Origin of the sequence: Chitinophaga sp. sic0106 (assembly GCF_019219075.1) — a bacterium.
In the GTDB taxonomy this organism is placed as follows: Bacteria; Bacteroidota; Bacteroidia; order Chitinophagales; family Chitinophagaceae; genus Chitinophaga.
The window spans coordinates 93322-107176 of record NZ_JAHUWJ010000009.1; the positions used below are offsets into that span (position 1 = coordinate 93322).

General features: G+C 48.9%; 8 protein-coding genes. All 8 read right to left on the minus strand.

The window, feature by feature from the left end; all coding sequences use genetic code 11:
- Positions 1-66 precede the first annotated feature (66 nt).
- Entirely contained in the window at positions 67-582 is a 516-nt protein-coding gene (locus tag KW844_RS15185) for a hypothetical protein (protein ID WP_218377639.1), read from the minus strand.
- Between the two features lie 77 nt (positions 583-659).
- Complete coding sequence (locus KW844_RS15190; protein WP_218377640.1) at positions 660-3758, minus strand: efflux RND transporter permease subunit; 3099 nt, start codon at positions 3756-3758, stop codon at positions 660-662.
- Positions 3759-3766: 8 nt separating this feature from the next.
- Positions 3767-4813, minus strand: coding sequence for an efflux RND transporter periplasmic adaptor subunit (locus tag KW844_RS15195; RefSeq protein WP_218377641.1), 1047 nt, complete (start codon positions 4811-4813; stop codon positions 3767-3769).
- Positions 4814-4827: 14 nt separating this feature from the next.
- A complete protein-coding gene (locus tag KW844_RS15200; RefSeq protein ID WP_218377642.1) occupies positions 4828-6192 on the minus strand; it encodes a TolC family protein in 1365 nt (454 codons plus the stop codon).
- Positions 6193-6319: 127 nt separating this feature from the next.
- The gene (locus tag KW844_RS15205; protein WP_218377643.1) at positions 6320-6934 is read right to left on the minus strand and encodes a TetR/AcrR family transcriptional regulator; all 615 of its coding nucleotides are present in this window, start codon (positions 6932-6934) and stop codon (positions 6320-6322) included.
- Between the two features lie 302 nt (positions 6935-7236).
- Positions 7237-9477: a DUF4838 domain-containing protein gene (locus tag KW844_RS15210; protein WP_218377644.1), complete on the minus strand. Its 2241-nt coding sequence runs from the start codon at positions 9475-9477 to the stop codon at positions 7237-7239.
- 12 nt (positions 9478-9489) lie between these two features.
- A complete protein-coding gene (locus tag KW844_RS15215) occupies positions 9490-12363 on the minus strand; it encodes a tetratricopeptide repeat protein (RefSeq protein ID WP_218377645.1) in 2874 nt (957 codons plus the stop codon).
- A complete protein-coding gene (locus tag KW844_RS15220; protein ID WP_218377646.1) occupies positions 12363-13847 on the minus strand; it encodes a glycosyltransferase in 1485 nt (494 codons plus the stop codon). Before KW844_RS15220 ends, KW844_RS15215 begins: the two co-directional genes overlap by 1 nt.
- Positions 13848-13855 lie beyond the last annotated feature (8 nt).

Here is a 13855-nt window from a genome sequence, read left to right on the forward strand (position 1 = left end):
CTCTCCCAAAAAATAAAAGCGGCCGTTTCTGACAGAAACGGCCGCCTTGTATAACGTAAACGAATACTAGAAATTATAACCTGCTTTCAGCCCCCAGAACCCTCTGGTAGCATCTTTAAACCAGGCTTCATACTTTCCTTCCACATCCAGGCCCAGTACACGGATACCAATGCCTGGCGCAACCAGCCCACCAATACCATTGTAATCACCACCTGCATATTGAACGGTACCACCTTCTAACTTGGCGTACAGAATGGAGAACACGTTATATCTCAATCCCAGACGGATAGGAATAGCTTTTAAGTCTCTAAAGTCAAAGCTGCTGGTACCATCATTGAAGGATTTACCTCCAAAGTAAAAGTAACTCACAGAACCCACGGCGGTTAAACCAGCTACCAGTTTAATATCGGCACCAATGCCAATGCCATAGCCGGTTTTATGTGTTTCGCTGAAATCTCCGGTGGGGAAGCCGGCTTCTACAAACGGACCAATGCTAAATCTTTTTAATTGTGCCTGCGATGATTGTGCAGTCACACAGATCACTAACAGGAAGGCAGCAGCTGCCTGGAAGATTTTTTTCATAAGATCTAATTTTCAAGGAATTTGGTGATGTGCCAATTATCTGTAAATGTACATATTCCCTGATAATTTCCAATTATTTACACTTCTTCCAATTCCATCATCCTTGGCGCCGCCTGCTGTTTGTTCGCAGCAGTATCCACTTCAATTTTAGGCGGAATCAGCTTGTATACCACCGGCGTCACAATGCGCGACAACAACGTAGAACTGATCAAACCACCTATCAGCACAATCGCCAGCGGAGCAATCAGCGGATTGGTGCTCACCGCAATAGGAATCAGGCCGCCAATAGCTGTTAACGAGGTGAGCACAATAGGGAGAAAACGTACCTCCCCGGCCTCACGTATCGCGGACTCGAGACTATGCCCCTGTTTGCGCAGCTGGTTGGTAAAGTCCACCAGCAGGATCGTATTCTTTACCTCAATGCCAGCCAAAGCAATCAGCCCGATGATGGCTACAAACGACAGGGAGTTGCCGGTAATCCACAATCCCAACGCTGCGCCCACTATACCCAGCGGTATCACGGAAAGCACTATCAGTGTGCTTTTGAAGGTTTTGAATTCCAGGATGAGCACAGCCACAAACATGAATACCGTCACTATGATAATCGTCAGAAATCCCCCAAAGGAATCCTTTCGGCTCTCCACTTCTCCACCCATCTCATAGCTGTAACCCGCCGGCAGCCGCATTTTATCCATCTGGCCAATTACGTCATTGATTACCTTATCAGCCAGCATACCCTTTTTCACAAAGGCCGTGATCACCACCATCCTGTTCTTTTCATGATGGCGGATCACGAGGGGAGAGGTTTCCATTTGCAGTGTGGCTACCTGCGACAGTGGAATGGCCACACCCTGGTTATTGTTGACAAACAGGTCCCGGAACACATCCAGTGTAGGCTTGCCCGTTTTTTCTCTCGTCAGTAAAATATCGTAGTCATTATCGTTCTTATCATTGTAGCGCCCCAGGTTAATACCAGCTACTGCCAATCGCACGGTTCTGTCGATGCTCGCGGTTGGAATGCCCAACTGCTGCGCTTTTTCCCGGTTGATCTTCACCCGGATGTCGGATTTCAGATGCGTTACCTGGTTGTTGATGTAAAGGGTGCCGTTAGTTTTTTCCAGCATCTTCTCTACCTGCTCAGCAAGTGTACGCAGGGTGTCCAGGTTATCACCGGAAACTCTTACCTCTACCGGTGCTGCCATCGGTGGCCCTTGTTCAAAGTTTTTCACTTCTATTTTAGCGCCTGCAAAAGGTGTCCACTGATGGCGGAGCTTTTCGATCAGTTCCAGCTTGGCGGCAGGACTGGTATGCGGGTCCAGCTGCACAAACAGCTGGGCATAATCGCTGCGCTCATTCTCAGGAACTTCATTGTAATAAATTCGCGGGTTACCTTTTCCGATGTTGCTGGCTACATATTTCACGGCGCTTTCCTTATTCAGCACACCTTCCAGCTGTTGTGCAATACTGTCGGTGTAGGCCAGACTGCTTTGCGGCGGGGCTATTACGTTTACCAGGAATTGCGGTTTTTCAGAAGAAGGGAACAGGCTGAAACCTACTACCTGCAATACACCTATGGACCCTGCAAAAATCACCAGTGATACGATCACCGTTAGCACCGGACGATGCAGCGCTTTGTCGAGCAGTCGCGCATAACTGCCATGGATCATCCTTTTCAGCGCACGCATGAAAATATTGCCTTCCGGATTTGCATGTTGTTTTAACAGCCTGCTTGCCAGAAATGGAATGATGGTAAGCGACACCGCCATGGAAGCCAGTACGCTGAAAATCACCGCCAGCGGTAATCCGCGGATAAAATCGCCGGCGCCTTCCGGCATGAATACGATCGGCATAAAAGCGATGATGAGCGCGGCGGTGCAACCAACTACAGCTAGCCCTATCTGTGAAGTGGCTTTCAGCGTGGCTTCCATGCGACTATGTCCTTCCAGCATCCAGCGCTCAATATTTTCAATTACCACAATGCTGTCATCAACCAGCAGTCCTAATGCCACCACCAAACCTACGATGCTGAGCTGATTCAGGTTGTAGCCAAAGAGTTGCAGCAGCACAATGCCAATGCTCAGGGACAGCGGAATGGAAATCATCACAATCATGGCTGGCCGCTGGCCCAGTGGCAACAAGGTAATCGCTACCAGCAGGATCGCTATCAGAAAATCCTTTCCAAGTCCGGCCAGGCGGGAGTTTACGGCGTCTGCCTGGTTGAAGTAAGTGACTAAATCAATATTGGCCGGCAGTGTTTTTTTGAAGGCAGCAATCACCGGTTCATAGTCCAGTTTAGTTTTGCTGATGTTCTCGCCGGTTTTTTGTGCGGCGGAAACTACCACGCTGCGATGCCCGTTTAAGCGCACAAAATATTTTTCATCATCGAAGCCATAGTATACACGGGAAATATCTTTCAGGAAGATATTTTTGCCGTTGGCAGCGGCTACAATGGTGTTTTCAATTTCTTTCAGGTCATTGTAGTTACCACTGGTTTTTATGTTGAAGCTTTTTTCACCGGCGTCAATACTGCCGCCGGGTATGTTGGCCATCTCGCTCTGTACGGCTCCCATCACGGCGTCCACAGGGATGTGCAGCTGTGCCATTTTATCCAGTTGTAATTCTATGCGCACCTGCTGATCCGGTAAGCCATGAATTTTAACGTTCTTCAGCGCTGGTACTTTTTCCAGGTTTTCCTGCAGCTTGTCCGCATAAAAGCGCAGCTGATCGCGGGAGGCGTTCTCTGAAATCAGGGCAGTTTGCAGGATGTTTACGTCTGAGGGTTCCTGTTTTTTTACTTCTATACTAAAGATATCTGCCGGCAACTGGCTGCGCATGCTGTTTACCTCACGCACCAGCTCCTGGTATTTCTGTTCTACGTCCGAGCTGTATTTGTAATCTACCTGCAAAATAGCCACCCCATCGTTGATAGTGGTGCGGAGGCGTTTGATGTTTTCCAGGCTGTAGATGTTTTTTTCCAGCGGGTCTACTACCAGGTCTTCCATGTCTTTCGGGCTCGTACCGGGGTAAATCACTACCACAGAGAATTGCGGGGATTTCATTTCCGGGTCTTCGGAGCGCGACATATTCATGATGGTGCTGATGCCAAGCACTATGATCATGATGAATATCACCAGCGTGAACTGATAATTTTTTACGGCGTATTTAGAGATTTTCATGTGTCGGATTATTGGATGATGCGGATGGGTGATTGATCTTTGAGATACGCGCTGCCGGAAATGATCAGTTTAGCTGCTGTTTCAATGCCGCCGCTGATAAGCACCTGGTCTTTTTCCATACCGGCTACTGTTACCGGTACTTTATGTGCGGTTTTGTTATCGTTGGTGACAAATACAAATCCGCTGCTGCCGTTGCCATCCAGTAGGGCGGCGTAGGGTATGCGCCAGAGGCCGGAGGTATCGGCGGCAGCTGTTTGTATGGTGCATCTGCCAAACATACCTGCCGCTATGGCGGTGGGTTTGGCGCCGGTGAGCTGTACATCAATGGTGAAAGTGCCGCTCTGTGGGTCTACGCCTTCGGATTTACGTATAACCGTGGCCGGTAGTGTATTGCCTTTTGCCGATTCTGTTTCAATGCTGGCTTTGTCGCCTTTTTTAACGCTGGCCCACTCGGCATCGCTTACGCCTATACGTAGTATCCAATGGGCGTTTTGTGCTCCGTTGATTTGCAATACGGGTGTACCCGGACTAATCACCTGCCCGGTATTGGCGAGTTTATGCAGTACGTAGCCATCCTGTGTGGCGTGTATGGCAGAGTAGGAGAGATTGAATTTTGCAGATGCAAGTTGTTGCTGTGCCAGGTCCAGCGCGGTTTTGCTGTTTTGCAGCTGCTCCAGTGTGGCTACACTGTCTTTATACAGGTTGTTGGCCCGCTGATAATCGCGCTGTGCTTTTTCAAAAGCGAGGGAGGCCTGTTGCACCTGTGCATTTACCTCTGTGAGATTGAGTGTGGCCAGTAGTTGTCCGCGGCGCACGGGATCTCCTTCTTTCACCAGGATGCTGTTGATGATACCACCTGTTTTAAAGGAGAGATATACCTCATCGTCTGTGGTGAACTGCCCGGAAGCGTGAATGGTTTGCGTTCCTCCGTGTTGTTGCAGGGCCATTGTTTTCACCGGGATGATGTTGGTGCTGTCCTGCTGCGTGGTCACTTGTTTGCTGCCACAGGCGGCCAGCAGTGCGGATAAAGCTATAGCGATGGGAAATTGTTTCATGGGAGTTCGATTTATTATTTGTTGTTATTGATCGGGTAAGATGCCTGTGCTCTTTCTACACCGGCGAAGGCGGTTTGTACGGCGGCCTGGGTAACAGAAGTTTGCAGTCTGGCCTGTGTCAGCTGGTTTTGTGCATCCAGCAGTTCCAGGTACAGTAGTTGCCCTTCCTTATAAATTTTGAGCTGGTCGCGGTAGTAACGCTCGGCAAAGTCGAGTTGACTTTTAGCGCTGCTGTAATTACGTATAGCCGTGCCATAGGTGTTACGGGCCTGTTGCAGTTGTAGCCGCAGCTGGTCTTCTGTTTGTGAGGCCATCATGGATACGGACTGCATGCTGGTTTCGGCCTGTTTGATGCGGTAGCGGCTTTTATGAAAATTGAAAATGTTCCATTCCAGGTTCACTCCAAAGAAGTAGTAGCGGGTGGTATTATCAAAGCGCTCCGGTGCGCCCTGTGTTCCGAGATCCAGGAAGGTATTGAGTTTGGGGACGAGATAGCTGCGTTGCAGTTTGGTGTTGAGCTGCAAGGCGCTCACGGCGTGTTTGTATTGCTGCAGTTCTTCACGACCATTGATATCCGCGCTGTACACCTGTGCTGCCGGTACTTCCAACAGGTTGCTGTCGAGCTGAATGCTATCCTGCAAATTTTTGTTCAGCAGGAAGTTGAAATAAGCTTTTGCATTTTCCCTGGTGTTGGTGGCCTCATTGATGGAGGCTTCTGTTTTTTCTTTTTCTGTGCGGGAGCGGTACAGGGCGGTGTTGTTACGTACGCCGTTGCGGACCAGACTTTCGTTGATGCGGATGTTTTCGTTGATCAGTGATAAGGCGCTGTGGTAGATGGCTACGGCCTGGCAGGCCTGGTAGTATTGAAAGTAGGCCGCTTTAACATCTTGTACCAGCTGGCGTTTGAACACATTTACTGCCGCTTGTTGCTGACTGAGTTGTTCCTGTTTGATCTGCTGGTTGTAATATATTTCCGCGTTGATCAGTGGCATGCTGGTGCGGAGTTTTGTGTCCAGGAAGTTGTCGGGGTTCAGCTGAAATTTTTCGTTGCTAAGCGTTGAGAAGTTGTGACTGTTCGTTAGCTGGTTCAGGGTGGAGTACACCGGGTTCATCATGTCGCCCAGTGGCAGGTCTATCGTTCTGCCGCCGCCTGATTTCACGTAGCTGCTGAGCAGGGATACATCCGGACTAAAGAGGGTTTTCGCTTCCTTGAGTGCATACAGCGATTTGTCGAGCTGAATGTATTGGTCTTTCAGTCCTTTGTTGGATTGAAAGGCTTCCTGAACGTAGCCGTCCAGCACCGATTGTTGGGCGTTTGCGCTGAAAGTGGCGATAATAGCGCTTATTAACAATGCTCCTTTTGTTATTAATGTTGACATTATAAACAGTGTTTATTAATGTTGTTAAAAAAAATAGCCATGGTGGCTATAGTTATTATTGTTATCGTTGTTGATATACTGAACAATGTTTAATACTGGTCTTTAAAAAAAGCCCGGAGGCTTTTTACTATACTTTGATGGTGTCAAGGTAGTGCTGGACCGATTGTCGCATGATAATGGGAATGTTTTCCTCATTTAGTTCGGCGATATTGATGCGACATCGCAGGTTGAGGCTGATAAATCCGTGTGCAAAGGCCCATACGCTTAAGGTAGCTATCATATGGTCCGTGAACCGGATCAGTCCTTTTTCCACGCAGGCGCCTACAGTATCCCGGAGTTGGCCGAAGGCATCTTCGCCATTATCCCATTTGTCCTCATTTTCCACGGTGTTCATCGGTGCTTTGATGATGAACATCAGGTCATACAGTTCTTCATATTCACGGGCAAAATCCAGGTAGGACATCACCAGCTGATGCAGCCTCTCCAGTGGATCTTCAGACACTACGTGGGTTCTGAAGTGGTCCGCCAGGCGTTGAAATGCTTCGGCCTGTACATCATACAGTAATTCATCCTTATCTTTGTAGTAAAGATAAATAGTGGCCGGGCTATATTCTATTTTGTCAGCTATGTTCCGGATAGATACCTTTTCATATCCTTCCGCTACGAACATATCTATTGCTGCATCCACAATACGTCGCCGCATTTCTGCCTTCTCTCTCTCTTTTCTTTCTGTAATGCCCATTGAAAATATTTACGGTGCAAATATAATGAACACTGTTTATTAAATCCAAATTAATTTTCAGTTTTTTTTGAAAGATTTGAATGTCAGGGGATTGTGGGAGCTGCGTTCACAAGGCTGTAATAACGGGGAGACCGGTATGTGATGATTTTGCTGGCCACCGTATGCCTTTATGAAAAATGGTGCTATTTTGACCCGTGTAGAGCCGCAATGCTTGCGGCTATCCGCTTAAAACCGGCAGCAAAATGAGTATAAAGTGGGGATGTAAGCGGATATTTACCCGATGAGCCGCCAGCATGGCGGCTCTACAGCACCACCACCTCATCACAGCAAACAGCTGGCAATTTATTCGGCAATGCCCGCCAGTCCGGCATCTTAGGCGCACAAACTGCCGTAACCCTGATATACCGGGCAGCTTTACTGTTATGATCAAACTGGTAATGTTGAATAGCCGTCGTGTAATCTTCCTCCGCGGGTATCCCGCCCGGTTTCTCGCCAATTTTCGTATAGGCCTTACCGTCTTCCGAAATTTCTATAACAACTTTTACAGGTAAGAAGATATTGTGCCGCGCATCCTGGAGGAAATTCAGCTGCACGCTACGTACTGGTTTACTACCGCCCAGGTCGATGGTGGCGATCATATCTTTCCCATAAGTAAACAACCAGTTATAGCTGAAATCTTTATCGCCGGTGAGCCCGTCGGTCAGCGTCTTTTCCTTCATGGGGGTATATTCCGGCGTGTAAGGATTCGCCAGGGTTACCGGCGCACGGAACGCCAGCCCGCCCACCCAGGGCCGCTGCATCAGTGCCTGCCATTGTTGTTGATATGCCTCGGGCGACAACCCACCTTCCGACAGCTCGGTTACACCCGCTGCCTTTGCCTGCGCAGTGAACCGCTGTACCCTTGCCGGCCATTTCGGATTCACCGTATAGCCATTACCGTTACCCGGAACGAGGTAGCCAAATTTTTCGGTACCATATACCCGCGCTTGCTGCAAAACGGTATACTCCAGCGGTAACATGGCCCGGTACACCCGCCGCAGCGCAGCCGTATCCCGCTCCACTGCCGCCTCCGCCTGGTCCAGTAACCCGGAAAATTTATCCAGGTTGGCAGGAGAGAGGTAATCCCTGCCACTGTAAATCGGACTGCCGTAAATATCCAGCACTGCGTTGGCAGACTTCACCGCATCCGTTAATGCCTGCACATATTGCCGCATAGGCCCACCCGCAGCTTTGTAATAGCTGTTCATAAAATCTGCTGTTACCGCCGCCGCATCTGCTTTGGTGTCCCATAGCAAGGCAGCCTGCAGGTAACTGTTGTATTCGGCCATATCACCGTACGTATCCCCGCTGCCCTGGCTAAACACTCCCTGCACGCCATGTGCGGCAAAGTAGCGCAGGTTAGCTGCCAGGTTATTATAGTCCGGAAAAGGACAGAGGTAATTGGTAAACTGCGTGGTATAATCCCAGATGAATAAATGAGTACCTATCTTTTCCCAGGCTTCGAGATTTTTACGGAAACCCGCTGCTGATGGCGCTTCCGATAATGGCGTTTGCCGGTACGCATCAATGGTACTTAGCAACACATACACATTGGCGGCCGGCTTTGTTTTGCCTGGCGCCTTGCTCGTATAGCCATAAGCCAGTGTAGTAAACCGTTGCTCCGGAAAGGCCGCCGCCACCCGGTTTACAAATCGTATCAGCGAACCAGCCTGACTCCCATCCTCCGCATCCGCTTTTTTACACTGGTCGCAGGTACAGCCACCAGGGCCATCTTCAGGGGAAATGGACCAATATAGTGCATCCGGATTATCCGCTATCGCCTTTTTAAAATAAGCGACCGTGAGCTGATATACGTCCTCATTACTGAGGCATAATTGCAAAGGCTGGCGCTTCCCGTTAACCATAGCGTAGTATTCCGGATGCGCAGCAAAATAGGTTTTCGGTGGCAATAGCTTAAAATAAGAATGCCCCCATAACCCCCACAGATCCTCAAAGCGCTGTAACCCATGCCATTCCAGGTACAGCGGATCCGCCGACGCGGGATAATAACTCTCTCTGTAAATAAAATCCGGCTCGCTCACATCCTGCATGCCGGAAGGAACTTTTATGTCTTTGCTGGCAGGTACCACAGGCGATACACCCGGCAACTTACGGCAATGCATATACGCAGTTACAAAATGATAAGCGCCATATACCACGCCCTTACCGCTGCCACCACGGATGTAGAGCGACTGCTCCGCCACCCCTGTGTAATATCCGTCATCTTTGATGCGGGCAGGACCAGCCATATTTTTGGTGTTGCCAACATAGATCGCTTGTTTGCCGTCATAACTGCCCTCCGTTACAATCGGCAGCTTTGCACCGGATACCTGCCGGATATAATCCTGCACAATCCCCGCCGCTTTGCGCTCCGCCTTAGTAGGACTCACAGGCGTTACAATCGTATACGCACTTTTCCCCGCCGCTACCAGCGGCAGGTCGCCGCTGTTGCTGCTACAACCTGTACTCACCATCATCATCACAGAAAGGAATAAACTGCTCATTGTATACATCAGTTAGAATTTGCGCATAAACACCAGGTAAATATCATACTGGTTATTATATTGGTTATCTGCTACTTTAGAGTTGATCCAGGTGCCATATAATCCCAGGGTAGTCCTGTATTTGATCACCTTCTGATACCCTGCTGCCACACTATGCGTCAGCAAGCCGGATAACTGCGGCAAATTGATCAAACGGCTGCGGTCATCCGGAGATGTACCCAGGCCCGCAATCACCGACACAAAGTCCTGGCGTTTGGCATCCGTATAATATCGTGTGGTAAGGTTAAAGGAAGTATACATATCCGACTCCTCACTGATCACATAAGCCCTGAAATTCACCCAGAAATCACCAAATGGTTTGGCAATACTTACCACACCTGAAACGCTGGTAATGCTGTCCAGGCTCAGGTAGCGTGCACCCAGCTCTCCCTCTATGTCCTTTCCGAAAGTTTTGAAAAGAGAGTAGGAAGCCCGCAGCTGCGGAAACACTACTTTATTTGAATAAGTCAGCAACCCATAACTATACAGCTTTGGATTGTGCACATAATACATTTCCGCTTCGGCCTGTAACCCGTTGCCATTCTGGCGTCCGGCGTAATCCAGCCGGAAAGCATACGACCCGCCGCGTTTCATAAACCGGCGATATTCTACGGTCGCAATATTGTATTTGTTAGACGTATAATCGTAGCTGCTATTCAGGTAGTACAACGCAAACTGGTTGCGCAGTGTTTTGCTGTGCAGCAGATCGTAATAATCTTTATTAGCCGCAGTTGGATATTTGCGTGCCAGCGTATCGGCAGCCAGCGCAGCGCCGGTAAAGTCTTTTTTGTTCTCCAGTGTTACTGCCCGCTTCAGCAGCAAGCCTTCATTATCCGGATAGTACCGCAATCCCTCATTGACGTATACCAGCGCACTATCGTACCGCTGCTGCGCATTGAGCAAATTAATACTGCTCTGCAATGCCAGCGAATCCTTCGGATTCAATGCCAGTACCTGCTCAAACATTTGCAGCGCACTGTCTGCCTGCTGCGCTTTCTGGTAATCACTGGCAGCTGCCAGCAACGACGTCGTATAGGCGTCCCGGTACTTCACGGTGTAAGGATAACGGGCCATTAAACCGGCTGTAATCGCCGCTGCCTCGTTGTTGCGGCCTAGTTGCTGCAATGCTCCGGCTTTTTTCAATAAAATATCTTTATCGTTGGGATAATATGCCAGGGCATTGTCGGCATAATAAACCGCGCTGTCAGCCTTGCCGGTAGCGCTTTGCATGTTGATCATATAATCCAATGCATCGCGGTTGTCCGGCTGCGCTTCCAGCAATGCTGCAAACTGTTGCTTAGCTGCTTCAAACTCTTCTGCACGCATCAGGTTACGGCCCATACTGAGTCGTAAATCCACCAGTGTACTCTTAAATCCTTCATCACCAGGATGCCTGGCACTCAACCTGCCCAGCAGTTGTGCCGCTTCCTCATACTGCCCCGAAGCCTCCAGGATAGCTGCTTTGCGTATTAAGTACTTCTCATTGTCCGGATAGTAGGCGAGGGCATTATCCACTGCTTTCAGCGCCCCTTTGTTATCCTTCATCAACAGGTAGGTATTGGCGACGAGGGATAATAAGTTGGTGTCTTTAGGAGATATTTTTAGTCCCGACTGAAAAGCTGCCAGTGCCAGGTCATATTGTTCCTCTTTCAGGTATTCTCTGCCGGAGCGCAACTGTAAATCAGTAAGCCGTTCGGTAAGATCCGCTGTAGGGGCGCGCTGGTAAAGGATTTCAGCGATGGCTGCTGCTGCGCCATATTTATGATCGGCTTCCAGCACATCCAGTTTCAGGCCCAGCAGGCGACTGTCATTCGGGGTGGCACGCAATCCGCGATTGATCCATGTCAGGGCTTCTATATAAGCGCCCCTGGTCATGGCGTAGCCAATTACTTTGTCCAGTGCTTCCCTGTTGCCCGGATTTTTTTCCAGCACCGACAGGTACAGCATATAAGGATCTGTATTGGTGTAATAGGCTGCGGCTTCCATACGCAGCGTATTTTCTATACTTCTTGCTTTTGCATCGTTGGGGTATTTCCGGTAGATCTGTTGCAGTACGCTGATCGCTTCCGCGTATTGGTGCGTTTCCTGAAGCAGCCCCAGCTTCTTCATCAACAACTCATAATTATTGGGTTGCTTTGCCAGCTCCTGGTCAATGATGGCCATGGCTGCAGAGCGGTTACCTCCATTGAGTTCCGCTCCCAGTGTGGCTTCCCGGGCGTCTTTGTTATTGGGGTCCACCGCCAGCACTCTATCGAAATTAGTGCGGGCTAAAGTATAGTTCCCATTTTTTTGGTGATAGTAGCCTGCTTCCAGGTAATGATCTATGTAGGCCCGGCGAACAACAGTATCTTCAGGAAAGTTGTCCATCAGCTCTTCGGCATAGCCGTCCGCGCGGCGTAACTTGCCTTGTGCATCCAGTATATTGATCTTTTTGATTTTAAATTCCTTACTGCCGGGGAAGTTCAGCAGCGCCTCATCTACAAAACACTCTGCCTCCGCATACCTGCCAGTAGTAGTTTCCACATTAATGCCATAGTAATAGGCATCCTTATATTTAGGATTTTTATCGAGTACCTGTTTTATATATTTCCTGGAGAGATCATATTGCTTTGTAAGCATGTATAACCTTGCCAGCAGCAGTTCCTGATCAATAAAGTCCGGTTCGTCTGCCAACGCTTTTTTCGATAGTTCGATGGCTTTAGCATAATGTTGCTGTTTGGTTTCAGCTACTGCCTGGTTGTAATATTCTTCTGATTTGTTCTTCCGTTTCCTGAGATTAATAATTTGTCCCTGCGCTTCGATAGCGAAGCACACTAACAATATCGGTATGATAAATCTGTATAGCATTAATTTGGTTTTTTCGGCGCAAAGCCTTGTCGTTGCATATTTCCCCAGCTGGTTTTCTTTCCGATCAGGAAGAACCAGTATCCGCGCAGGGCATAAAAAACAATCAGCGGATGATATATAAAAGGCTCCAGGAACGCCATCAGCGTAAGCCCGAACACCTCCTTTGTCGTTTTGTAATAAGGATAAGTGAGCTGATCCCAGCACAAAGCCAGGGTGGTGATCATCACGGAATACAGGTACACAAATAACAGCAGTATCCTCGCATATGGCCAGTTGATCTGCCCTGTAAGTACCAGCCATACGATGGACACTAACCCCAGCGCTTCAATAATAGGGGCCAGGAATTCGAACAACAGGTTATAGGGCAATACCACCATTCCGAGTTGCTTATAACGCGGATTAAACAGCAGGCGCCGGTGTATGGTAATAATTTCCGCCAGCCCGCGTCCCCAGCGGGTACGCTGCCTGCTGAATACCTTGAGGTTTGGAGGCCCTTCGGTCCAGCATTGGGTGGTAGGAATATAGCGGATCGCATATTTCATGTGGTTGTCCAGCATATAGCCGCACATGCGCGTTACGATGTCCATGTCCTCTGCAAAAGACTGGTGGTCATATCCTCCCGCTTTAATCGCTATCTCCTTATCAAATAAACCCAGCCCGCCGGAAACATTGGGTACGGAGTTGATCATACTCCAGCCCATTTTACCAAGCACGTAGGCACGTATATACTCCATTTCCTGGAACCTGGGCAGGTAGCGGGATGGAGGCCTTACCCTTACCATCACGCCTTCATCCACTTCACTGGAGTTGGCAATACGCAAGGTGGCGCCGGAGGCAATCACCCGCGTGCTGTCCTCCACAATATGCACGTAGCCGCATTCCGGGCAAGGTTCTCCTACTTCTTTGGTTTTATTTTGGTATTCATTGAGAAATGGATGTATCATGCGTGATAACGTATCCTTTTCAAGAATACAATCCACATCCGTACAGAGGAAGTAGTCAAAGGCCGCCGCATTGATGCCCGCATTGGAGGCGTCGGCCTTACTTTTACCATTTACCTTGTCAATCACCAGCAGCTTGTCGTATGCGCTGTTGGTAGATTTAAAAAACTTCCTAACCGGCCTGGTGATAATACGCTCATTATAGGCAAATTCAACCTCCACCATCTGAAACTCATCGATCAGCTTTTGCAACGTATCGTCTGTACTGCCATCGTTGATGATGATCACTTCAAAGCGTGTATAGTTCAACGTTAGCAGGGAACGTACATTGGAAATGATGGTAACCCCTTCGTTGAAAGCGGGCGCTATCACGGAAATGCCCGGTGTAAGGGGCGAGTCCAGCAGCAGGGAATAGTCGGTATAGTGGCTGCGTTTTTTAAACAGGCGCACCCCAATATTACTCAGCAACGCCAGCAGGGCGTAGATGAACAACATGGCCAGGCCATATACGAACACAAAATTTTCAAATATAATACCGATCATTGACCAAT